Source organism: Curtobacterium sp. JUb34, assembly GCF_003755065.1.
Classification (GTDB): Bacteria; Actinomycetota; Actinomycetes; order Actinomycetales; family Microbacteriaceae; genus Curtobacterium.
In genome coordinates this window covers 523,395-545,062 of sequence record NZ_RJVH01000001.1, presented here as the reverse complement: position 1 = coordinate 545,062, position 21,668 = coordinate 523,395, and the positions used below count along the sequence as shown (strand labels likewise).

Genomic DNA, 21,668 nt, shown 5'->3' with positions numbered 1-21,668 from the left:
CTCAGCGGCGCTTGCGGAGGGCGTTCGTCGCCCAGAGCGCGACGGCGATCAGCACGGGCTGGAACAGGAGCCGGACGAACCGCTTGGTGTCCGTGTCCAGGCCGAAGCCGTCACGGTGGTGCATCCACTGCGCGATGTTGCCGGGGAAGATCGCGGTGAAGAACACCGCGGCGACCCACCCGACGGTGGCCTGCCGGCGGACCAGCAGCACCAGGGCGGCTCCGAGGGAGATCTCCGCGATGCCCGATGCCAGGACCGTGACGTCCGGGTCCAGCGGGACGAACTCGGGGACCTGGGCCCGAAACTCCTGACGTGCGACGGTGAGGTGGCTGATGCCGGCCCAGGTCATGGCGGCTCCCAGCAGGATGCGGACGACGGTGCGGGGCTTGGTCGAACGAGGAGTGCGACGGGAGGTCATCGGGTGGGCGCCTTTCGCGAGGATTACCGAGTACGTGTGATCGATTGTGCTCAGTTGAATTGCGCACAACCTAACACGACGTTGCTGCCGCCCGTGGCGGCTGCTCCGGCAGTGCAGCCCACACGTCCGCCCAGATGAGCTCGAAGTCGACGGGCTCGAGCCGGTGCGCCCGCACCGCCCGCTCCAGGATCGAGAGCGCGTCGAGCGACCCGGCGAGGAGCCGCTCGTCGCCGTGCACCTCCGGCCGACCGTTGCCCAGGAACGTGGTCACGGTGATCGAGCGCACCCGTGGCCGCAGCCGCCTGGTGGCCCGGCCGAGGACGACGAACCCCGCGGCGTACAGCGCGAGCCCGACGGGCATGCCCGCCGCCGGTACCGAGACCGCCAGGACCACGACCACGAGCGCGGAGAACGCCCCGACGGCGGGCCACACGTGCCACGCCCGGAGCAGCAGGCGCTCACTCGTGTTCGTCCCGGGCGGGAACACGACGAGTGTCCGCGAGGTCCACATCGTGCGTCCCACCGGCCGGATCGTGTACCGCCCCCACAGGTGCGGCCCCTCGAGCAGACGGTCGCGGACCGACGTCGCCGTGGTCACCGTCCCACCGGCAGGAGCTCGGCGCGGACGGGCTCGACGTCCCGGTGCCGGACGGTCGTCAGGCAGGGGAAGCAGACCAGGTCGCCATCGCGGACGTCGGCCGGCAGCGGAGCCGGGAGGCGGTGGAACGGACCGTCGGCCTGACCGTCACATCGGGTGACGACGTACATCGTGGCGAGGGGAGCGGTGCTCCGGCGTCCGATCAGGCGCACCTGGTCGAGCACGGCGCAGGTCGGCAGGACCGCGTCCAGTTCCAGGAGCACCACCCCGGTGCGCGGCCGTCGCACCCGGGTCACCGACGCGACCGCGACGCTGACATCTCGAGGGGTCCAGCCGCGGGGGCGGTAGCGCGGCGGCGACTGCTCCGCGGTGTGGACGCTCGGGGTGCCGGTCAGGTCGGCGAGCCGGACCATCGAGATCGCGGCGACGACCAGGTCGTCGGTGGTCGCCACGGTGTGGGCCGGCCACAGGACCGGGTCCATCGGATCCGGCAGGGACGCACGGAGCGTCGGCATGATCGCTGTCAGTGTCACACCGGACACGTTCCCGCGTGGTCGGGCAGTGGGGAAGGTGCCCTGACGGAACCCCTACGCCCGAGTGACGACTCCTGACGGTCCGCTCACTCGATGTCGACGTCCCGCTTGCCGCGCCGCACGATGAGCGGGTCCGGCTTGCCGATCACGTCGACGGCCTTGTCCGGGTAGTCGAACTGCGTCAGGAAGTACCGCATCGCGTTCAGGCGGGCGCGCTTCTTGTCGTTCGACCGCACGATGGTCCACGGCGCGTACCGCTTGTCGGTGCGGGTGAACATGGCGTTCTTCGCCTCGGTGTAGTCCTCCCAGCGGTCGAGCGACAGCAGGTCGATGTCGGACAACTTCCACCGGCGGACCGGGTCGAGCTGCCGCATCGCGAACCGGGTGCGCTGCTCGCGGCGCGTGACCGAGAACCAGAACTTCGTCAGGTGGATGCCGGAGTCGACGAGCATCCGCTCGAACTGCGGCACCTGGGTCATGAACGACTCGTACTCGTCGTCGTCGCAGAAGCCCATCACCCGTTCGACGCCGGCGCGGTTGTACCAGGAACGGTCGAACAGCACCATCTCGCCGGCCGACGGCAGGTGCTGCACGTAGCGCTGGAAGTACCACTCGCCGCGCTCCCGCTCGCTCGGCTTGCTGAGCGCCACCACGCGCGAGGTCCGGGGGTTCAGGTGTTCCGTGAACCGCTTGATGGTGCCGCCCTTGCCCGCGGCGTCGCGCCCCTCGAACAGCACGACGACCTTCTGCCCGGTGTCCTCGAGCCAGTACTGGCACTTCAGTAGCTCGATCTGCAGCTGGTACTTCGAGTACTCGTACTCGTCACGCGGCAGACGCTCGTCGTACGGGTAGTCGTCGCGCCACGTGAGGACGGGGTTGCCGTGCGGGTCGATGAGGTCCGGGTCGGCAGTGTGTCCGTCCGCGACGCTGTAGCCCTCGGTCCGGAGCTGCTCGATGTACTCCCGGAGCGGTTGCGAGTACGGCGCTGTGTCCACGGTGTCTCCCTCACTGCCCACCGGTCGACGGTCCGTCGATCGGTTCGTCCCCCATCCTGTCCTGCACAGCCGCACGGACGCCGAACCACGCGTGTCGTCCCGGTGAAGGTCGTCCTGCTCAGCCGACGCCGCACCGTGCCGCCCGCCCGTCATCCGCTAGCGTCGACAACGGCCAAGTCCCCGACCCGGATCGAGCAACGATGCCTGACGTCCACCTGCCTGCCGCCGACCGCTACGAGCAGCTCCCGTACCAGCGCGTGGGGAGGAGTGGCCTCAAGCTGCCGCGCATCTCCCTCGGCCTGTGGAACAACTTCGGCGCCGACCGGGCGCTCGCGACGCAGCGCGACATCGTGCTGCACGCCTTCGACCGCGGGATCACCCACTTCGACCTGGCGAACAACTACGGTCCGCCTCCCGGGTCGGCCGAGGAGCAGTTCGGCCGCATCCTCGAGTCGGACCTGCGTCCGTACCGCGACGAGATCGTGGTGTCGACGAAGGCCGGCTACGACATGTGGCCGGGCCCGTACGGCGACCGGGGCTCCCGCAAGTACATGCTCGCGTCGCTCGACCAGTCGCTCCGGCGCCTCGGGCTCGACTACGTCGACGTCTTCTACTCGCACCGTCCCGACCCCGAGACCCCCATCGAGGAGACGGTCAGCGCCCTCGTGACCGCGGTCCGTTCGGGCAAGGCGCTGTACGCCGGCATCTCGAACTACGACCCGGAGCAGACCGCCGCGGCAGCCGAGGCGCTCGCCGCCGAGAACATGCACCTGCTCATCCACCAGCCGCGCTACAACATGTTCGACCGGGTCCCCGAGGACGGGCTCTTCGACGAGCTCACGCGACTCGGGACGGGTGCGATCGTGTTCTCGCCGCTGGCCGGCGGGCTGCTGACGGACCGGTACCTGGACGGTTCGGTGCCGGTGGGTTCACGTGCCGCCGAGGGCCGTTGGTTCGGTGCGGACCGCATCGACGACGAGTACCTGACCACGGCGCGGGCTCTCAACGACATCGCCGCGGCGCGCGGGCAGACGCTCGCCCAGCTCGCGATCACGTGGGTGCTCCGGCAGCCGGCCGTCACGTCGGCGTTGGTCGGGGCATCGAGTGTCCGTCAGCTGGACGGCACGCTCGACTCGCTCGCGGGCGCCCCGCTCACCGACGAGGAGCTGGCGGCGATCGACGCACTGGTACCGCGCGGCTGACGCACGCCGGATGCAGTGGGCGTGACCCAAGAGCAGACGGGAGGGACGGTGCCAGCTGGCACCGTCCCTCCCGTCTCATGGCCTGTCGCTTTTAGACCGCCGCGGTCGCCTCGTCGCGGTGCGGGAGCTTCCAACCCGGACGCACGAAGTGGCACGTGTACCCGGCGGGGTACTTCTCGAGGTAGTCCTGGTGCTCCTCCTCGGCCTGCCAGAAGTCGCCCGCGGGCTCGACCTCGGTGACGACCTTGCCGGGCCAGATGCCGGACGCGTCCACGTCGGCGATGGTGTCGCGCGCGACCTGCTCCTGCTCGGGCGAGCTGAAGAAGATCGCCGAACGGTAGGCACGGCCGACGTCGTTGCCCTGACGGTCCTTCGTCGACGGGTCGTGGATCTGGAAGAAGAACTCGAGCAGGTCGCGGTACGAGATCTCCGACGGGTCGAAGACGATCTCGACAGCCTCGGCGTGGTCACCGTGGTTGCGGTACGTCGCGTTCGGGGTGTCGCCACCCGAGTAGCCGACGCGGGTGCTGACGATGCCGGGTCGGCGACGGAGGAGCTGCTGCGCTCCCCAGAAGCAGCCGCCGGCGAGGATGGCGGTTTCGGTGGTGGTCATGGTGGCCTCCTGAGGTCGTCGTGCCGCTGGCTGCGGCACCGTGTGGTGCAACCGGCAACGGGGCTGCGGTGTTCCCGTGTCGCCGGATGTCGGGTCGCGTCAGTTCGTGGTGTCCTCGAGCGCGTCGAGCGCGGCCACGTCGTCGGCGGAGAGCACGAAGTCGACGTCGGCGTTCGCGGCGATGCGCGACGGGGTCGTGGACTTCGGCAGCGGCAGGACGTCCTTCTCGAGCAGGTAGCGGATCGCGACCTGGGCGACGGACTTGTCGTACTTCGCCGCGATCTCGGCGATCTGCTCGTTCTCGAGCAGGCCACCCGTGGCGAGCGGCGAGTAGCCCTCGGTCAGGATGTCGTGCTCGCGGTCGAAGGCGGTCGTCTCGTCCTGGGTGTTGCCGATGAACCAGCGGATCTGGTTGGCGTGCGGGACGACGTCGGTGCGGCCGAGCAGGTCCTCGAGGTCGGCGACGGCGAAGTTCGAGACACCGATGCTCTTGGTGCGGCCGGCGTCGTAGAGCTCCTCGAAGACCTTCCACACCTCGACGTTGCCGTCGCGGTGGTCGGAGCCCATGTCGCTCCAGGGCCAGGGCGCGTGGATCAGGTACAGGTCGACGTGTCCGAGGTCGAGGTTGCGGCTGGACTCCTCGAAGGCGTCGCGGGCGCCGGACGCGGTCTTGACCTCGGCCGGCAGCTTCGTGGTGATGAAGAGTTCGTCGCGGGGGATGCCGCTGTCACGGACGGCCTCGCCGACGCTCGCCTCGTTGCCGTAGGCCAGGGCGGTGTCGATGTGGCGGTAGCCGAGGTCGAGCGCGGTCTTCGTGGCGTCGTACGCGTCGGAACCGGACGGGATCTGCCAGGTGCCGAAGCCGATCTTCGGGATGTGCAGGCCGTTGGACAGGGTGAACGTGTCGATGAGAGCGGGCATGCGTCGGACAGTACGCCGCGGGTTGGTGGACGTGTGGAGCGCCGCCGCCGCGCACCGCGCCCCTGCGCGGGCATCGCGCCCCGACTCACATGGGCGCGATGCCCGCCAGGGGGCGCGAATGCGTCAGACGACGGACGACTGTCAGCGCGTGCGCGCGCCGATGCGCGGCAGCACGAAGCCGAGGACGATCATCGCGACGGCGAGGAACGCGTGCAGGACGTTGTCCGCGCTGTTCAGGGGGACGAAGTTCGCGGGGTCCGCCATGCCGGCCGTGAACAGACCGTAGACGAACAGGACCGCGTAGACGATGCCGCCGACGACCAGGTAGAGGCGAGCGCCCGACGCCGAACGGGCTGCGATGAGTCCGACGATGCCGAACAGCAGGTGCACGATGTTGTGCAGGACCGACACCTGGAACAGGCCCAGGAGCAGGGCCATGGAGCCGTGGCCCGCCATCGACATCGAGCCCATGTCCATCGTGAGTCCCGGGATGAAGCCGGCGATGCCGACGATCAGGAAGACGACACCGAAGAGGAGCGCACCCTTCTGGGTCCACGTCGAGCCGGTGCGGTTGCGAGCGGTTGCTGCGTTGCTGGTCATGGTGAGACCTCTCTTGTCGATCGCGCCACGGATGTTGCGCACAGGGGATTCGGGGCCGATGCGCAGTCGGATTGCAGGGGACATCCGATTTCCGAACGCCGGTGATCCTGCTGAGTCGGCCCGCATGCCCCGCTGCCTACGCTCCGCCGTACGGCAACACCGACGGAAGGCAGCACCATGGCAAGCGGAGTCGCAGCGGTATGGGTCCCGGTCACCGACATGCAGCGGGCGGTCGCGTTCTACCGCGACACCCTCGGGCTGACGGTCACGGACGAGTCCGACGACTGGAGCGAGATCGACGCGAACGGCTTGATGATCGGTCTGAACGGCCGTGAGTCGGCGAGCCCGTCGAGCGGCGGGGGAGCGGTCGTCACGTTCCAGCCGGACGGGTCGATCGAGGACGAGCTGGCGAGCATCCGCGAGCGCGGTGCGGACGTGCAGGGCGAGATCAGCGAGCACCCGTGGGGCAAGATCGTCCCGTTCAAGGACAGCGAGGGCAACGACCTGCAGTTCTACTCGCCGCCGCAGGGCTGACGCGACCCCAGGACGGACGGGAGGCCCGGTGCCAGCTGGCACCGGGCCTCCCGTCCGCGGGTGGTCGCCTGCAGAGCGCTACGCGACCGCGATCTCGTTGGGCACGCCCGGTAGCTCGTCGCTGGAGGCGACGACCTTCCCGGTGGTCAGGTCGACCGCGTGCACCTTCTGCTCGGCGGGGTCCGTGACGTAGGCGATGTCGCCCGCGACCTTCACGGCGGGGTGGGCGTCCTGCCACTCGGCCGGGCCCTCCCACGCGTCGATCACGGGGAACGAGTCGAGCTGGTCGCCGGTGGTCTCGTCGAAGGTGTGCAGGGCGCCGTCGTCACCGAGCACCACCGCTTCGTCGCCGGGGCCGCGTGCGAGGTCGCGGAACGTGAAGCCGACGCCGTCGGGCATGTCCGCGACGGTGTACTTCCCCGAAGCTGCGTCGATCAGGGCGATCTGGTCGAGCAGGTAGCCCTCGCTGTCCGGGTCGTCGTTGTAGTCGCCGACCGCGACCGATGACGTGTCCGTGGTGAACAGGTTGCCGGTGCGGCCGTACTCGGTGGGGGCGTCGAGCTTCTCGAACGCGCCGTCGGTGTAGACGAGGGCGCCGTCGGTGCAGCCGAACACCGCGACCTCACCCGTGACGGCACCTTCGCCGTGCACGTCCGGGCACTGCTCGGACCGGGTGATCTCCTCGCCGTCGGCGTCCAGGGCGCGCACGCCGGAGCGGCTCTCCTCGGTGCCGATGGTCGTCAGGAGCGTGCCGTCCTCGAGCTCGATCGCGACGCCGTGGTGGGCGGCCTCGGACTCGGTGGTCTCGACCTCGGGCAGGGCGTCGCCGTCGAGCTCGGTGTTGTCGAAGGTCGTCACGTCGCCGGTGCCGTCGGCGAACAGGGCGGTGCGGTCGCCGTGCACGACGGCGTGCCCGCCGGTGTCGGCCGGGAAGACCGCGTCGGTCAGGGCCGGGTCCGCCGCGGTGTCGAGCACCCGGAAGCCCTCCGGCACCGTGACGAGCACGTGGCGGCCGTCGCCGGCGGGGTTCACGCGGGTGAAGCCGTCGACGGCGTCGTCGGCCACGACCCGCAGGTCCTGGTCGAGCACGAGCAGGCCGCCGTCGTAGGTGAGTGTGATGCGGGTGCCGTCGGCCTTCGGGGTCGAGGTCCGCTCGGCGTCGGCGGCGTTGGTGGCGCACCCGGTCAGGGCCAGGGCTGCGGCACCGAGCAGCGCGGTCGGCAGTGCCGCGGCGCGGAGGGTCTTGGTTCTGGTCATGGACATCACTGTACTGATTCTCATTCTCAATTAGAAATCGGAGTCGTCAGGCCGTCGACGATCGCCTCGGTGTTCGAGCGCATCATCCCGAGGTAGGTCGACGCCGCGCCGTCCTCGGTCAGGGACTCGGTCGCCAGCGAGCGGATCGACACCTGCACGTCGACCTCCTCCGCCAGGACCTCGGCCAGGCGTGCAGGTTGCGAGGCGTCGGCGAAGATCGTCGGGACGCCCGCCTGCTCGATCGCGTCCGCCAGGTCACGCAGGTCGGCGGCGCTCGGGGACGCCAGGGTCGTGCCGCTCGGGATCACGGCCCCCACCACCCGGAACCCGTAGCGGTCGGCGAGGTACCCGAACACGTGGTGATTCGTCACCAGGGCCTTGCGATCGGCGGGGACGGTGTCGAACGCGGCGGTCATGTCGGCATCGAGGGCATCGAGCCGGTCGGTGTAGGCCTCGGTGCCGGGTGCGTCGATGCCGACGGCGTCCAGTTCGTCGTCGAGGGCCTCGACCACGTCGACCATCCGCGCGGGGTCCGTCCAGAAGTGCGGATCGGGGCCGCTGTCGTCGTCGGTGGTCCACTCCAGGGTGTCGATCGTGTCGCCGGCGGTGAACACGGGTACGCCGTCGTCGGCCGCGGCGCGGACGTGGTGGGCCACCCCTTCCTCGAGCCCGAGGCCGTTCTCGACCACCAGGTCCGCGCTCCGGAGTCGAGCCGCCTGCTGCGCGGAGACCTCGAACGAGTGCGGATCGCCACCGGGCGGCATGAGCACCATGACGTCGGCCCGGTCCCCGACGACCTCGGTCACGACGTCGCCCAGGATGTTCGTCGTCACGGCGACGAGTGGACGGTCCGAGCCGGCGGTGGTGCAGCCGGCGGTGGTGACGGCGACGGCTGCGACGACGAGCGCCGCGGTCAGTGTCCGCGCGGTGCGCCGGACGGGCGTGCTCCCGCTCACCGTCCCACCTCGGCGAAGGCGACGGGCGCGAACGGCAACTCGATGGTCCGGGCCACGCGGGCGCCGTCCGCGAAGTCGATCTCGTGCACGACGGCACTCGTCGGGTCGGCCACGTAGGCGCGCTGCGCGTCGAGCTGCAGCAGCGGCGCGGTGTCGCCGTCCACCACGGGCTCGGTGGTCGCGACGGCACCGGTGGACGCGGTCACGACGACGACCCGGCCGGTGTCGTCGACCCCGACCACGTGCTCGTCCTGGTCGTCGACGGCGACCACGGCGCGCAGTGGCCGTTCGGTCGCGACGTGCTGCCACGCGCGTTCCCGCACGTCGAGCAGCCAGAACCCGGTGTCGCCCGCGAGTCCGGCGACCGTGGGGCGGCCGGCCCGCGCGGCGAAGTCGGTCGGTCGCTCGGCGTCGTCCGGCAGCGCGACGAACGAGGTCCCGCCGGCTTCGTCGACGACGACGGCTCCGTCGGCGCACCCCACCACGGCGCCGGCGCGGGTGACGATCCCGCCGGCCGGGTCGGTGCAGGGCTGTCCGGCTCCGGTCGACCCCGTCCGCTCTCCGTCGGCATCGAGGACGTGGACGGTGTCGCCCTCGGCGGCCACCAGGTGCTCGCCGAGCGGCAGCAGGACGGTTGCGTCCAGTCGTGCGGTCTCGTCGAGCTCGCCCTGCCCGAGTGCCGCGCGGTCGAGCACCACCGCCTCGCCGCGTTCCGGCCAGGCGATCGTGGTCATCGTCTCCGAGGAGTGCACCTGGACCGGGCCGCCGCCCTCGAGCGTCCCGACGACGCGCGGCTCTGCGGCGTAGTAGTGCGTGTGGTCGCCGTGGTCGACGGTCCAGGAGCCGCCGTCGACGACCGTGGTGCGGTCGCCGTCGCTCGTCACGAGGAACCGGCCGTCGGTCGCGGCGTGCTCGGCCGCGTCGACGCGGTCCAGGTCGGTCGTCTCGCCGGTGAGCAGGTCGTGCAGCGCCGTCTCGCCGGTCGCGGCGACGGCCAGGAGGCCCAGCTGGGGTTCCTGGGACTCGGTCGCGCCCGCCACGTACCCGTGCGGGGCCGTGGTCGCGGTGGTGACGTCGGCCTGCGGCGCCGAGGTGGTGGAGCACGCCGTGGCGGTGAGGGCGAGGCCGGCCGTCAGGCCCACGGCTCCCAGGAGTCGTGTCGTCCGGAGTCGTGTGTTCGCGCGGTCGGTGGTCGGGTCGTGGTTCATGGTGCCTCTCGTGCTGGTGCTCGGACGGGGTGGTCGACGGGGTGTGCGTCGCTCCGTGCGGTGGTGCGCGCGACCCCGCGGACGACGGCGGCGGTGGCGCGGGACAGGGCGACCCCCGCGACGGCGACGGCCGCGATGCTCGCGCCGGCGGCGGTGCCGGCGTGCCACGAGACGAGCAGCCCGACCAGCACGGCGACGACACCGAGCACCGCACCGAGGAGCATCGTCGAGGCCACGTGCTTCGTCCAGGCGCGGGCCGCTGCGGCGGGCGCGAGCAGCAGTCCGACGACCAGCAGGGTCCCCACCGCGCGGTAGGACGCCACGACGGCGAGCGTGACCAGGCCGATGAGGACCACCTCGGCGAGGCGGGGATGCAGGCCGAGCGTCGCGGCCTTGCGGACGTCGAAGGCCAGTGCCGTGAACGGTCGGTGGAACACGGCGGCGACCACCAGTGCGACGGCGACCGCGATCGCCAGGCCGCCGAGGTCGGCGCGGGTCACGGCCAGCACGTCGCCGAACAGGATCGCGGTGACGTCGGTGGCGAAGGACCGCGAGGCCGAGACGATGATGACCCCGAGCGCGAGCATGCCCACGAAGAGCAACCCGATCGAGGTGTCGTACGACAAGCCACCGCGTCGTCGCAGCGCCCCGACGCCGAACACCATCACCCCGGCGCTCACGGCGGCACCGAGCACCGCCGGGACGCCGGTGAGGGCTGCGATCGCGACGCCGGGCAGCATGCCGTGCGACAGTGCCTCGCCCAGGAACGCCATCCCGCGAACGAGCACCCAGGTGCCGACGACGGCGCACAGGACCGCGGCCAGGGCGCCACCGGTCAGGGCGCGCACCATGAAGTCGACGGTGAAGGGATCGGTCAGCCAGCTCACGGTCCGAGACGCTACATGAAAACGAGTATCGATACTGATAGCGTGCTCAGGTGCCAGCGACCGACCCGCCACCAGCCGTCCTCCTCGACCGGGTGACCGTCCTGCGCGGGGAGCGGACCGTCCTCGACGGCCTCGACGCGACCTTCGCCGCCGGCCAGGTCACCGCGCTGACCGGACCCAACGGGTCCGGCAAGTCGACGCTGCTCGACGTGGTCGCCGGCGTGCTGCGGCCGACCGCCGGGCGCATCACGGGCCTCCCGTCCGACGGCGTCGCCCACGTGAGCCAGTCCGTGCCGCCGACCACGCTCCCGCTCACCGTCCGCGCGACCGTCGCGATGGGGCGGTGGCGCCACCGGGCCTGGTGGCGCCCGCTCGGCCGCGACGACCGCGCCGTCGTCGACGCGCAGCTCGAACGGATGGCGATCGCCGACCTCGCCGACCGTCCGCTCGACGAGCTCTCCGGCGGGCAGCGGCAGCGGACGCTCGTCGCGCTCGGCCTGGCGCAGCGGGCCCGGGTGCTGCTCGTCGACGAACCGACGGCCGGCGTCGACGCGGACTCGGCGGCGCTCGTGGTGGCGGCGCTCGCCGCCGAGGCAGCCGACGGCGTCGTGGTCGTCCACGCCGCGCACGACCCCGCGGCGATCGCCGCAGCCGACGCCGTGGTCACGCTCCCCGTGCCCTGACGGCGCGGGCGGCGATCAGGGGCAGGCGACGGCGACGGAACCCGTCGAGGTCGTCACCGGCGCCGGTGCCGGAGCCTCGTCGGCGTCCGGCACTGCGCTCGAGCGGCGCAGCCCGAGGGAGACGAGCACGATCGCGCCCACGACGGCGACCGCTCCGGACAACCAGAAGTCCGCGGCGAGCCCGAACGAGGACACCGCCGCGCCGCCGAGCACCGAGCCCGCGGCGATCGCGAGCTGGATGGTCGTGACGAACAGCGCGAGCCCGGTCTCGGACCCGGCGGGCGACGCCGTGGACATCCACGTCTGCATGCCGAGCGGCAACGCGCCCCAGACCAGCCCCCACACCACGAGCAGCACGAACACCCCGACGACGGAGTGCGCGAGCAGGGGGAGCAGGACCACGGCGACCGCGAGGGCGACCTTCGACACACTGATCGTCCCGAGCACGCTCCGGCCCAGGGTGAAGCCGGCGGCGAAGTTCCCGACGATCCCCGCGACGCCGAACACCAGGAGCGCGAGCGTGACGGTGTCCGGGCCGACCCCGACCAGGTCCTGCAGGTACGGGGCGATGTACGTGTACGCGGCGAACTGGGCGGCGAACAGGAACGCGGCGGCGATCAGACCGACACGGGCGCGGGGGACGCGGAGCAGCGAGCCGAGCGTCGCGAACCGGACCTGCTGCTGCGCGGGGATACGCGGCAGCATCGCGAGCTGCAGGACGAGCGCGACCAGACCGAGCACGCCGCCGATGACGAACGCGAGCCGCCAGGTGGCGAGCGACGAGACGAGGGCGCCGAGCGGCAGGCTCACGACCGTCGCGACCGAGACCCCGGCGGTGATGAGCGAGGTCGCCCGGATCGTGGCGGCCGGCCGGACCAGTCGACCGGCGATGCCGGCGCCGATCGCCCAGAACCCGCCGATGCCGACGCCCAGGAGCATCCGCGCCACGAGCAGCACACCGAACGAGGGCGCGATCGCCGCGAGCCCGTCCGCCACCACGAGCAGCACGGTCAACGACACGAGCACGACGCGGCGGTCCACGCGCGAGGTCAGGACGGTGACGACCGGTGCAGCCACGGCGCCGACCAGCCCCGTGGCGACGACCATGAGCCCGGCCGTGCCGATCCCGACGTCGAGGTCTGCGGCGATGGCGGGCAGGAGCCCGATCGGCAAGAACTCCGAGAGCACGAGGACGAAGGATCCGAGTGCGACGGACGTGACACCGAGCCACCCGCGGCGCTCTGCTGACGAGGTCATGGGTTCGTCAAGCAGCGCTGGTCGCGGGCCATTCCCGCGTGTCGTGTCGCTACTCGCCGGGTACCGGCACCGTGCGGCCCGACGCCACCGACTCCTGCGCGGCGAGCACGATCGACAGGGTCCGCAGCCCGACGTGCACGTCTGGCTGCGGCTGCACGCCCGCCCGCACGGCGTCGACGAACGTCCGGAGCATCACGGCGTCGGGGTCGGCGCCGGTGCGGGACTCGATCGGCAGCCCGGTCTCCGCGACGATCCCGCGCGCAGCCGCCCCGAAGAAGTCGAGCGACACCGTGCCGCCCGTCCCGGCGACGTCGAGCGTCAACCCACCCCACACCGCCGAGGTGTCCGGCTTGCTCCACGAGCAGTCGATCGCGGCGACGACGCCGTTCGCGTACGTGATCGTGACGAGTCCGGCGGTCTCCGCCTGCGCCCGGGCCGCGTGCAGCGTGCGGTTCGCCACCGCGGTCACGGTGACGGGCGCCGAGCCCATCAGCCCCTCGAGCAGGTCAGCGATGTGCACGACGTGGTCGACGATCGCGCCGCCGCCGGACAGCTCCGGTTCGGTGAACCACGACCGGGTCAGGGGCAGCATGCCGTTGTTCGCGCCGCGGACCGAGAACAGCTGCCCGAGCGCACCGGAGTCGTGCGCCGCGCGGAGCTTGTCGAACGCCGAGGTGAACCGCACCGGGAACGCCACCATGAGCATGACCCCCGCGGCCTCGACGGCGTCGCGGATCGCGAGGCCGTCCTCCCACGTGGTGGCGAGCGGCTTCTCGCACAGGACGTGCGCACCGGCGGCGGCCGCTGCCTCGACGAGTTCGCGGTGCCGGGCGTTCTCGCTCGTGACGACGACCGCGTCCGGGCCCCAGGCGAGCAGTTCGTCGTAGGTGTCCGTGTAGTCGACCCCGAGCTCGTCGGCCAGGTCGCGGCCGCGCAGCTCGACGACGGCGTCGCCCGTGCTGACGCCGTCCGGGTCCGTACCGCGCACCTCGACCCCGGGCATCGCGGCGAGGGCGGTGAGGTAGCCGATCGCGTGGGTGTGGGCGAACGACATCACGGCGATCTTCAGGGCGGTCATGCGCGGGCCCCCGTCGCCAGGTGCACCGGCTGTCCGGTGTCCATCGACTCGAGTGCCGCGTTCGCGATCCGGACCGCCTCGGCGCCGTCCGCCGCGGTCACCCGGGGTGCGGCACCACCGGCGAACGCCCCGAGGAACTCGGCGAGCTCGAGTCCGTACGGGTCGTCGGCTGGGTCGACCTCGGGCAGGAAGCCGTCCGCGGCGTCGGGCACCGCGAGGTCGGCGACGTAGTCCTGTTCGTCGAGCGACCGGTGCGCCAGGCTGCCGCGCGTGCCCGTCACCGAGTACTCGGTCGAGAACGCGAGGTGCTGCGGCCCCCAGATCCCGGCGACGTGACTGATCGCCCCGGATCCGTGCGTGAGCAGGACGTGCGCCGCCTCCACCGGCTCGGCCTCGGTGCCGGCGCGGACGCCGACCGCCGACACCGTGGTGACCGGTCCGGCGACCCAGCGGGCGATGTCGAGGTCGTGGATCATCTGGTCCATCACGATGCCGCCGGACAGCGCCCGGTCGGCGAACCAGGCGGTGCGGATCGGGAACGCGCCGGAGCGGACGAACCGCAGGACGGCCAGGTCGCCCAGGAGGCCCGTGGTGACGGCTTCGTGCAGGCGCACGTACGCGGGGAAGAAGCGCACCACGTGGGCCGGGTAGAGCTGTCGGCCCGCCTGCCGAGCACGGGACACCAGGTCCGCGGCGTCGGCGTCGGTCCGGGCGAGCGGCTTCTCGGACACGACGTCCTTGCCCGCGGCGAGTGCGGCGCGCACGACCTCGGCGTGGGCGAAGGTCGGTGTCACCACGTCCACGACGTCGACGGCGTCGAACAGGTCGTCGAGCGTGTCGACGACGGTGATCGAGGAACCCGCGGCGGCTGCGGCCGGACCGAACGCGGCGGCCAGGTCCTCAGCACCGTCCTGCGCGTACACGACGACCGGGCCGAGACGGAGCAGGCCCGGCATGTGCGCGTGTGCGATGCCGCCGGCGCCGACGAGGCCGATCCGTGGCGGGGTCGGGGGCATCGGGGCTCCTTCGCGGGGTGGGCCGGTCGACGGTGACGGGGACCGGGCCATGCTACCGAGCCGCCGGTCGGAGGGCAGTACTCAGGCGGAGCCACGCCAGACCCCCTCGGTCGGCCTTCCACTTCGTGGCCGAGTCGAGGTCAGAACCCGATGGCCAGATTTTCTGAGATAGTGGCACAAGTCAGAAAATCTGGCGCAGTTGTTCTGAGGTCTGGAGGCAGGAGTGTCCACGAGCACCTGGCCCGCGCTGGAGTACGAGCAACTCGACTGGGAGCGGCGTGACGCCGACCACGGTCCTCGTGCCGCTCGACGCAGCACGGTGCGCGAACAGTACCTCGCCGCCGTGCCGCCGCACATCTCCACGGCCGCCCTCCGGCTGAGCGACGAGGTGGCGACGCTGGTCGACGAGGCCTCGACGGCGCTCGTGCGCTTCGACGGCGAACTCGGTGGCGAGGTGGCACCGTTCTCGTCCCTCCTGCTGCGGTCCGAAGCCGCGGCGTCCTCGCAGATCGAGCACCTGACGGCCAGCGCCCGACAGGTCTTCGCTGCCGAGATCGGTGCTCCGGGCAAACGCAACGCCACGGCGATCGTCTCCAACACCCGAGCCATGCGCACCGCGATCGAGTTGTCCGATGAGTTGACCGCGGACACCGTGCTCGCGATGCACGCGGTGCTGATGGACGGCGATCCCCACCACGACGCCGGAGCGTTCCGGCAGGAGCCCGTCTGGATCGGCACGGACGGACGCTCCCCGGTCGGTGCCGACTACGTCGCTCCGGCCTGGCAGCGTGTCCCGGCGCTGATCGACGACGTGATGGCGTTCGCGCGGCGCCTCGACCTGCCGCGGTTGGCGCAGGTCGCGGTGGCGCATGCTCAGTTCGAGACGGTCCACCCGTTCACCGACGGGAACGGTCGCACGGGGCGTGCCCTGCTGCAGGCGATGCTGCGCTCGAACGAGCTGACCCGGAACGTGACGGTTCCCGTGTCGGCAGGTCTCCTGACCGACACGGACGGCTACGTCGAGGCGCTGACGGCGTACCGCCGCGGTGCCGTCGAGCCGATCATCCGACGGGTGGCGGAAGCGTCGTTCACCGCCATCGGCAACGCCAGGGAACTGGTCGACGACATCCAGCGGATCCGTCAGGGCTGGCGCGAGCGCGTCGATGCTCGGAGCGATTCGGGCGTCTGGGCCGCACTCGACGTCGTCGCGCGGCAGCCGGTGCTGAACGCGACGGTGCTCGCTTCCCAGATGGGGATCGAACCGCGGAACGCGTACCCGCACCTCCAGAAACTCGTCGGAGCAGGGATCCTGGTGTCGAAGAACGAGTACCAGCACGGGGTCCTGTACCGCAACGACGAGGTCCTGGCAGCGCTCGACGCCTTCGCCAGGCGGGCCGGGCGTCGCGGCTGACGCGGGCCCGGTGTCAGGCGTCGAGGGCGCGTCGCGCGGCGGCCACGACCTCGGCGTCGGTCACGAAGTGTGCTGAGCCGTCGTCGGCGCCGCCCATCGGGACCCCCGCGTGCGCACTGTCCGGCGCGGCTCGCTTGGCCGACAGGTGCACGGCGGCTGCGCCCGTCGCGACGAGCGCGCCGATGTCGGCGGGGGTGACGCCGGCACCGGCCATGACCTGCACCGGCCCGGCGGCGTCGACCATCCGGGCGATCGTGGCCGCGCCGGCACCCGCGGTGGGGGCGCCGCCGGACGTCAGCACGCGGGTGAAGCCGAGCGCCGCGAGCGTGGCTGCTGCGGCGACGGGGTCCACCGCGTGGTCGATCGCCCGGTGCAGGGTGATCTCCGCCGTCGCACTGACCGAGCGGGCGGCGTCGACGAAGCGCCGCAGGGCGTCCTCGTCGAGGGTCCGGTCGGGGCGCAGTGCACCGACGACGACGCCGGCGGCTCCGGATCGCAGGACCGTCCGGACCTCGCGCACCATGAGCTCGACCTCGTCGGGGGTGTGCACGAACCCGCCGGGGCGGCACCGGACCAGCGCGTGCGCCGGGATCCCGGTCTCGTGGGTCGTCTCGACCAGGGCCTGCGACGGGGTGAGGCCGCCGAGCTCGAGCCCGACGCAGAGCTCGACCCGGTCGGCCCCGCCGTTCCGTGCGACGACGGCACCCTGGGGCGATGTGACCGCGATCTCGAGTGCAACGGGCGAAGGGGTCATGCAGAGGCTCCGAGTGGCTGGTCCGAGGCCGGGATGATCCTGGCGGTCAGGTCCGGGGCCTCGGGGAACACTCGATCGTAGGGGAACATCGGGCGCGCGATCCTGTGGTGCCCGAGGCGGAGCAGGTCCTGGTCGACACCGCCAGGGGTGAGTGCGAGCATCCAGTCGGCGGCCATGTCGAACAGCTCCGGCTCGAGGTACCCGATCTTCACGACGACGACGTCCGCCTGCCGCGGTGCCAGGTCGAGGTCGGTGAAGTCGTGCTCGTGGTGGTACGGCTTCCGGAGCTTCGTCAGGATCGCGAACACGCTGCCGACCTGCAGCACGACCTCGGTCTCGGCGTCGCGGTCGCCGTGCTTGATCGCGTGCACCCGACCGGTCATCGTGATCGGGCCCGCGTGCACGTGGTCCACCGACGCACCGGCGGTCACGGTGACCGTCGCGCCGACGCCGGCCTCCACCGCTGCGGCGACGGCGGCCGGTCCGGGCACGCTCGCGTAGACGACCGTCGGGCCGGACGGGTCGCGGAACTCCGGGCGGGCGAGCACCTGCGTCAAGCCCCAGGTCATGTCGCCGGAGCCGCCCGCGGTGGGGTTGTCGCCGGAGTCGGACACGAAGTACGGGTGCGCGGCGCCGGGAGCGAGTGCCGCGTCGAGGCACTCCTCGAACGTGCCGGTCGGCGCGACGAACACGAAGTCCTCGCGGACGTCCCAGAAGGCTCGGGCGAGTCGCTCGGCGCCGGCGGCGACGGCGGCCTCGTCCCATCCGGTGACGACGGTGACGGCCTGGTCGCGCGGCTGGTCCGCCCAGGCGTAGCCGACCCAGATCGCGGCGTCGAGCACACCGTCGGTCTGCTCGACGAGCGGCACCTGTGCGTACAGCGAGGCGGCGGGTTCGAGGCGGGTCGAGGTCTGCTCGCCGGGCAGCAGGACGGGGATCGGGATCCAGGCCTTCACGGGACGCTGCGCGCCGGCGGGACGGGTGGTGAGCACGTCGACCAGGTTGCGGACGGCCCGCTCCTTCGTCTCCATGGCGTCCTCGTGCGGGGCCATCCGGTAGCAGGTCACCAGGTCGACCTGGTGGGCGAGCTCCCGCGTGACGTTGCCGTGCAGGTCCATCGACGCCGACACGACGACGTCCGGGCCGATCACCGCGCGGATCCGCCCGAGCAGGTCCGTCTCGGCGTCGTCGAGCCCCTCGACGACCATCGCGCCGTGGATGTCGTACCAGAGGCCGTCCACGTGCTCGGTGTCGACGATCGCGCGCAGTCGCGTCACGATCTCGGTCGCGAGCTCCTCGTACGAGGCGCGGTCCACGATGCCGCCGGGCAGCGCGTGCCCGATGAGCGCCCCGCGGAAGTCCGCCGTGTCCGACATCGCGGACAGGAACGGGTACCGCGCGACGACCTCGTCGCCGCGGTCCGGGTGGAACGCCGGAGCGTGCGTGCGGGTGGGCGTGAAGGTCGACGTCTCGATCGCCAGTCCGGCGATGGCGACGACCGGACGTCGGGCGACGGCGGGGGCGGGGGCGGCGGACACGGTCTCAGACACGGACGCTCCTGTTCCTGGTGGTGGACTGCGGGATGGGGGTGGACAGTTCCTCGAGCGAGGCGGCGAGGCCCCGCTGCAGCGCGAACTGCCCGGCACCGACGAGCCCGGCATCGGCGCCGAGCGACACCGGCTCGATGGCCAGGTGCTGCGTCATGAGCGGGTGGCAGCTCTCGTAGAGCTGACTGCGCACCGCTGCGATGAAGGGGTCGAGGGTGGAGAGGATGCCGCCCAGGTAGACGGCGTCCGGGTTGAAGAAGTTCACGTTGGCCGCCAGCACCTCGCCCAGGTACCGTCCGGCCAGGCGGACGGCACGGGTGGCCTCGGGGTGGGCGTCCGAAGCGAGTCGGACGACGTCGGCGGTCGAGGAGACGTCGACCCCGGCGTCCGACAGGATCCGCACCAGGGCGGCCCCGGACGCGACGGTCTCGAGGCACCCGGTGTTCCCGCACGAGCAGGGGGTGTCACCGGCGGCGTCGATCCGGACGTGGGTGATGTCGCCGGCCGAGCCCGTTGACCCGCGGTACAGGCGGCCGTCGATGACGATGCCCGCGCCGATCGCCGACCCGGCCTTGATCGTGATGGTCTGCCGGCGTCCTGGAGGCTGCACGCTCTGCTCGCCGGCGGCCATGCAGTTCGCGTCGTTGTCGACGATCGCCGGCAGGCCGAAGCGTTCGGACAGCCAGGCCGCCACCGGGAACCCGTTCCACCCCGGCATCCGGCTCGGCAGGTCGACGACACCGGCCTCGACGTCGACGGGACCGGGCAGGCTCAGGCCGACCCCGCGCAGGCCGGCGCGACCACGGTCGTCCGCGAGCCGCTCGAGCAGGCCAGCCAGTCGCTGCAGTCCGGCGGTCGGACCGTCGGAGAGGGCGAACGGGACGTTCGCGACCGACTCGAGCGCGCCTCCTGGCAGCACGATCCCGACCCGCGCGTGGCCGCCGCCGACGTCCGCGGCGACCGCGTACTCGTCGACGCCGCCGATGCGGAGCACCTTGCGCGGGCGCCCACCGGTCGAGACGTCGGTGCCTTCTTCCGCGAGCAACCCGTGCGACAGCAGCTGGCTGACGACGTGCGACACCGTCGACGGAGCGGCGCCGAGCAGCGTGGCGATCTCGGTGCGACTCGCGGCCTGGCCGGACGCGACGAGTTCGAGGACGCGAGCAGAGAGGTCCGTCACGACTTTCTCCAATCCGGGGGAAACGACGGTCGATCCGACCGAACACCCGGAGCCTAACCGGCGGAACGGCCCGTTCACCCTTTCGTCCGATCGGCAGAAACGCAGTTTTTACACGAAGATGTTTGTTTTTCCAACGGCTTTGGCCATTGACTGTGTGCGTGCCGCTCGGCACGCGTGCTCCACCTCCCCAGAACTCCCACGCACCAGGAGACACACATGACCAAGCCCCGCCGCTGGGCGCTCCTCACCGGAGCAGCGCTCGCCGTGAGCGCCCTGCTCGCCGGATGTTCCGGGGGTGGCTCCGCCACCTCGAACGCGAACACGGACGAGATCGACTACGCCCTCCCCGCCAACTTCACGCCCAACTGGATCCTGCCGATCGGCACCGCCGCGCACCTCAACACGAACAACGGCTCCATCGCGCAGTCGCTGTACGAGCCGCTCGTCGCGTACGACGGCTCCACCGGAAAGATCGCGTGGAACAAGGACGGCTCCGTCGCCACGGACGCGGAGTTCGCCGACGACGGCAAGAGCGTCGAGATCACCCTCGGTGACCGGCACTGGTCCGACGGCGAGGCGATCACCAGCCGCGACGTCGAGTTCTGGTTCAACCTGATCAAGGCGAACAAGGACCAGTGGGGCTCGTACTCGAAGGGCAAGGCGCCCGACAACTGGACGTCGTTCAAGGCCGTCGACGACACCCACTTCACGATCACGTTCGACAAGGCGTACAACTCGGACTGGATGCTCGCCAACCAGCTGAGCCACATCATCCCGCTGCCGCAGCACGCCTGGGACAAGACGAGCGCGAGCGCGAAGGTCACCGACGCCGATGAGACCACCGCCGGCGCGAAGCAGGTCTGGAAGTACCTGAACACCGCGGCCGGCAAGATCTCCGACTACGCCACCGACGACCTGTGGAAGACCATCTCCGGTCCCTACGGCGTCAAGGCGTTCACCACCGCCGGCAAGGTCACCCTTACCGCGAACACGAAGTACGACGGCGGCGAGAAGCCCTCGATCACGACCGTCAACCTGCTGCCGTTCACGACGGCCGATGCCGAGGTGAACGCGGTCCGCTCCGGCGAGGTCGACTACGGCTACATCAACGCCACGGACATGGACCAGGAGTCGTCGTTCACGGCGAAGGGCTACGAGGTCGAGCCGTGGACCGGCTGGGCGATCACGTACATGCCGTACAACTTCAACAACCCGGACATGGGTGCGGTCTTCAAGCAGCTGTACGCCCGCCAGGCCGTGCAGATGTCGATCGACCAGAAGTCCCTGTCGAAGGTCGTCTTCAACGGCACCGCCACCTCGACCTACGGTCCGATCCCGCAGGCGCAGGAGTCCGATTACGTCTCCGACGTGCAGAAGGACAACCCGTACCCGTTCAGCACGTCGAAGGCCAAGGACCTGCTGACCAGCCACGGCTGGGAGGAGCAGGGCGGCACGATGGTCTGCACCGACCCGGGCACGTCGGACAGTCAGTGCGGCGAGGGCGTCAAGGACGGCACGAAGTTCACCATGGGCGTCCTGTCGCAGTCCGGCTCGACCGTGACCGACAACATGATGAGCGCGATCCAGTCCTCGCTCGCGAAGACCGGCATCGGCTTCACCATCAAGACCGCGCCGGTGTCGAGCGTGCTGTCGCAGACCCCGACCTGCACGAGCGACGAGGCCAGCTGCGACTGGGACCTGTCGTTCTTCGGCACCGCGGGCAGCTGGTACTTCCCGGCCTACCCGACCGGTGAGTCGCTCTTCTCGACCGGCGGTTCGGCGAACTTCGGCAGCTACTCGAACAAGCAGGTCGACGACCTGATCGACGCGACCACCACCTCGACCGACGCCACCGCCGTGCAGGACTACAGCGCAGCGGTCGCGAAGGACCTGCCGGTGATCTGGCTGCCGAGCCCCGACTACCAGATCTCGGTCGTCAAGAAGGGCCTGTCCGGGTTCGACCAGGACTCGCTCGCCAACTTCCACCCGGCCCAGTGGAAGTGGACCAAGTAAGACCGTG

Annotated in this window: 22 protein-coding genes; 5 read left to right on the top strand and 17 right to left on the bottom strand. The window is 71.3% G+C overall.

What is annotated here, in order from left to right; genetic code table 11:
* Position 1: 1 nt before the first annotated feature.
* The 4 genes from EDF63_RS02555 to ppk2 form a co-directional block, all read right to left on the bottom strand.
* Positions 2-418, bottom strand: a complete 417-nt coding sequence (locus EDF63_RS02555; RefSeq protein ID WP_123310925.1) for a hypothetical protein — start codon at positions 416-418, stop codon at positions 2-4.
* A gap of 70 nt (positions 419-488) precedes the next feature.
* Complete coding sequence (locus EDF63_RS02550) at positions 489-1,016, bottom strand: DUF6611 family protein (protein ID WP_123310923.1); 528 nt, start codon at positions 1,014-1,016, stop codon at positions 489-491.
* Positions 1,013-1,549 carry a hypothetical protein gene (locus tag EDF63_RS02545; RefSeq protein ID WP_123310921.1) on the bottom strand — a complete coding sequence of 179 codons (537 nt, stop codon included), beginning with the start codon at positions 1,547-1,549 and terminating at the stop codon, positions 1,013-1,015. Before EDF63_RS02545 ends, EDF63_RS02550 begins: the two co-directional genes overlap by 4 nt.
* Positions 1,550-1,635: 86 nt before the next feature.
* The gene (gene ppk2, locus EDF63_RS02540; RefSeq protein ID WP_123312180.1) at positions 1,636-2,544 is read right to left on the bottom strand and encodes a polyphosphate kinase 2; all 909 of its coding nucleotides are present in this window, start codon (positions 2,542-2,544) and stop codon (positions 1,636-1,638) included.
* 200 nt (positions 2,545-2,744) lie between these two features.
* Between ppk2 and EDF63_RS02535 the strand changes: the two genes are divergently transcribed.
* Positions 2,745-3,746 (top strand): aldo/keto reductase, encoded by a 1,002-nt coding sequence (locus tag EDF63_RS02535; protein WP_123310919.1) that lies wholly within the window; start codon positions 2,745-2,747, stop codon positions 3,744-3,746.
* Positions 3,747-3,837: 91 nt separating this feature from the next.
* Here the strand turns inward: EDF63_RS02535 and msrA are convergent, their stop codons facing one another.
* The 3 genes from msrA to EDF63_RS02520 form a co-directional block, all read right to left on the bottom strand.
* On the bottom strand, positions 3,838-4,359 hold the full coding sequence (gene msrA, locus EDF63_RS02530) for a peptide-methionine (S)-S-oxide reductase MsrA (RefSeq protein ID WP_123310917.1): 522 nt from the start codon (positions 4,357-4,359) through the stop codon (positions 3,838-3,840).
* A gap of 99 nt (positions 4,360-4,458) precedes the next feature.
* Positions 4,459-5,280, bottom strand: coding sequence for an aldo/keto reductase (locus EDF63_RS02525; RefSeq protein ID WP_123310915.1), 822 nt, complete (start codon positions 5,278-5,280; stop codon positions 4,459-4,461).
* A 141-nt stretch (positions 5,281-5,421) separates the two neighbouring features.
* Positions 5,422-5,880, bottom strand: coding sequence for a DUF4383 domain-containing protein (locus tag EDF63_RS02520; protein ID WP_123312179.1), 459 nt, complete (start codon positions 5,878-5,880; stop codon positions 5,422-5,424).
* Between the two features lie 177 nt (positions 5,881-6,057).
* Between EDF63_RS02520 and EDF63_RS02515 the strand changes: the two genes are divergently transcribed.
* Positions 6,058-6,414: a VOC family protein gene (locus EDF63_RS02515; protein WP_123310913.1), complete on the top strand. Its 357-nt coding sequence runs from the start codon at positions 6,058-6,060 to the stop codon at positions 6,412-6,414.
* A 78-nt stretch (positions 6,415-6,492) separates the two neighbouring features.
* Here the strand turns inward: EDF63_RS02515 and EDF63_RS02510 are convergent, their stop codons facing one another.
* The 4 genes from EDF63_RS02510 to aztB are packed head-to-tail and all read right to left on the bottom strand — an operon-like array spanning position 6,493 to position 10,722.
* Positions 6,493-7,671 carry a hypothetical protein gene (locus EDF63_RS02510; protein WP_123312178.1) on the bottom strand — a complete coding sequence of 393 codons (1,179 nt, stop codon included), beginning with the start codon at positions 7,669-7,671 and terminating at the stop codon, positions 6,493-6,495.
* Positions 7,672-7,697: 26 nt separating this feature from the next.
* Entirely contained in the window at positions 7,698-8,627 is a 930-nt protein-coding gene (locus EDF63_RS02505) for a metal ABC transporter substrate-binding protein (RefSeq protein WP_260232952.1), read from the bottom strand.
* The gene (locus EDF63_RS02500; protein WP_123310911.1) at positions 8,624-9,835 is read right to left on the bottom strand and encodes an ABC transporter; all 1,212 of its coding nucleotides are present in this window, start codon (positions 9,833-9,835) and stop codon (positions 8,624-8,626) included. Before EDF63_RS02500 ends, EDF63_RS02505 begins: the two co-directional genes overlap by 4 nt.
* Positions 9,832-10,722 carry a zinc ABC transporter permease AztB gene (aztB, locus tag EDF63_RS02495; protein WP_123310909.1) on the bottom strand — a complete coding sequence of 297 codons (891 nt, stop codon included), beginning with the start codon at positions 10,720-10,722 and terminating at the stop codon, positions 9,832-9,834. The genes EDF63_RS02500 and aztB overlap by 4 nt, the downstream gene beginning before the upstream one ends.
* A gap of 50 nt (positions 10,723-10,772) precedes the next feature.
* Here aztB and aztA point away from each other — a divergent pair, with 50 nt between their 5' ends.
* Positions 10,773-11,405 carry a zinc ABC transporter ATP-binding protein AztA gene (aztA, locus tag EDF63_RS02490; protein ID WP_260232951.1) on the top strand — a complete coding sequence of 211 codons (633 nt, stop codon included), beginning with the start codon at positions 10,773-10,775 and terminating at the stop codon, positions 11,403-11,405.
* A gap of 15 nt (positions 11,406-11,420) precedes the next feature.
* Here the strand turns inward: aztA and EDF63_RS02485 are convergent, their stop codons facing one another.
* From EDF63_RS02485 to EDF63_RS02475, 3 genes are read right to left on the bottom strand one after another with little or no spacing between them, the layout of a single operon-like run.
* Positions 11,421-12,662: an MFS transporter gene (locus EDF63_RS02485; protein WP_260232950.1), complete on the bottom strand. Its 1,242-nt coding sequence runs from the start codon at positions 12,660-12,662 to the stop codon at positions 11,421-11,423.
* A gap of 49 nt (positions 12,663-12,711) precedes the next feature.
* Positions 12,712-13,740 carry a Gfo/Idh/MocA family protein gene (locus EDF63_RS02480; RefSeq protein ID WP_123310907.1) on the bottom strand — a complete coding sequence of 343 codons (1,029 nt, stop codon included), beginning with the start codon at positions 13,738-13,740 and terminating at the stop codon, positions 12,712-12,714.
* Positions 13,737-14,756 carry a Gfo/Idh/MocA family protein gene (locus tag EDF63_RS02475; RefSeq protein ID WP_123310905.1) on the bottom strand — a complete coding sequence of 340 codons (1,020 nt, stop codon included), beginning with the start codon at positions 14,754-14,756 and terminating at the stop codon, positions 13,737-13,739. Before EDF63_RS02475 ends, EDF63_RS02480 begins: the two co-directional genes overlap by 4 nt.
* A gap of 223 nt (positions 14,757-14,979) precedes the next feature.
* On the opposite strand from EDF63_RS02475, the gene EDF63_RS02470 reads away from it, so the two are divergent.
* Positions 14,980-16,167: a Fic family protein gene (locus EDF63_RS02470; RefSeq protein ID WP_123310903.1), complete on the top strand. Its 1,188-nt coding sequence runs from the start codon at positions 14,980-14,982 to the stop codon at positions 16,165-16,167.
* A gap of 13 nt (positions 16,168-16,180) precedes the next feature.
* Here EDF63_RS02470 and EDF63_RS02465 read toward each other — a convergent pair whose 3' ends face one another.
* The 3 genes from EDF63_RS02465 to EDF63_RS02455 are packed head-to-tail and all read right to left on the bottom strand — an operon-like array spanning position 16,181 to position 19,648.
* Complete coding sequence (locus EDF63_RS02465; protein WP_123310901.1) at positions 16,181-16,921, bottom strand: copper homeostasis protein CutC; 741 nt, start codon at positions 16,919-16,921, stop codon at positions 16,181-16,183.
* On the bottom strand, positions 16,918-18,471 hold the full coding sequence (locus tag EDF63_RS02460; protein ID WP_260232949.1) for a M81 family metallopeptidase: 1,554 nt from the start codon (positions 18,469-18,471) through the stop codon (positions 16,918-16,920). Before EDF63_RS02460 ends, EDF63_RS02465 begins: the two co-directional genes overlap by 4 nt.
* Positions 18,464-19,648, bottom strand: a complete 1,185-nt coding sequence (locus EDF63_RS02455; protein ID WP_123310899.1) for an ROK family protein — start codon at positions 19,646-19,648, stop codon at positions 18,464-18,466. Before EDF63_RS02455 ends, EDF63_RS02460 begins: the two co-directional genes overlap by 8 nt.
* 216 nt (positions 19,649-19,864) lie before the next feature.
* Between EDF63_RS02455 and EDF63_RS02450 the strand changes: the two genes are divergently transcribed.
* Positions 19,865-21,661 carry a peptide ABC transporter substrate-binding protein gene (locus tag EDF63_RS02450; protein WP_123310897.1) on the top strand — a complete coding sequence of 599 codons (1,797 nt, stop codon included), beginning with the start codon at positions 19,865-19,867 and terminating at the stop codon, positions 21,659-21,661.
* Positions 21,662-21,668: the final 7 nt, after the last annotated feature.

Bases quoted from the DNA above. Each gene is read 5' to 3' on its own strand.
- EDF63_RS02535 (WP_123310919.1), top strand. From the start codon at position 2,745: ATGCCTGACGTCCACCTGCCTGCCGCCGACCGCTACGAGCAGCTCCCG.
- msrA (WP_123310917.1), bottom strand. From the start codon at position 4,359: ATGACCACCACCGAAACCGCCATCCTCGCCGGCGGCTGCTTCTGGGGA.
- EDF63_RS02475 (WP_123310905.1), bottom strand. From the start codon at position 14,756: ATGCCCCCGACCCCGCCACGGATCGGCCTCGTCGGCGCCGGCGGCATC.
- EDF63_RS02525 (WP_123310915.1), bottom strand. From the start codon at position 5,280: ATGCCCGCTCTCATCGACACGTTCACCCTGTCCAACGGCCTGCACATC.
- EDF63_RS02450 (WP_123310897.1), top strand. From the start codon at position 19,865: ATGACCAAGCCCCGCCGCTGGGCGCTCCTCACCGGAGCAGCGCTCGCC.
- EDF63_RS02520 (WP_123312179.1), bottom strand. From the start codon at position 5,880: ATGACCAGCAACGCAGCAACCGCTCGCAACCGCACCGGCTCGACGTGG.
- EDF63_RS02510 (WP_123312178.1), bottom strand. From the start codon at position 7,671: ATGACCAGAACCAAGACCCTCCGCGCCGCGGCACTGCCGACCGCGCTG.
- EDF63_RS02485 (WP_260232950.1), bottom strand. From the start codon at position 12,662: ATGACCTCGTCAGCAGAGCGCCGCGGGTGGCTCGGTGTCACGTCCGTC.
- EDF63_RS02500 (WP_123310911.1), bottom strand. From the start codon at position 9,835: ATGAACCACGACCCGACCACCGACCGCGCGAACACACGACTCCGGACG.
- EDF63_RS02515 (WP_123310913.1), top strand. From the start codon at position 6,058: ATGGCAAGCGGAGTCGCAGCGGTATGGGTCCCGGTCACCGACATGCAG.
- EDF63_RS02465 (WP_123310901.1), bottom strand. From the start codon at position 16,921: ATGACCCCTTCGCCCGTTGCACTCGAGATCGCGGTCACATCGCCCCAG.
- EDF63_RS02555 (WP_123310925.1), bottom strand. From the start codon at position 418: ATGACCTCCCGTCGCACTCCTCGTTCGACCAAGCCCCGCACCGTCGTC.
- EDF63_RS02480 (WP_123310907.1), bottom strand. From the start codon at position 13,740: ATGACCGCCCTGAAGATCGCCGTGATGTCGTTCGCCCACACCCACGCG.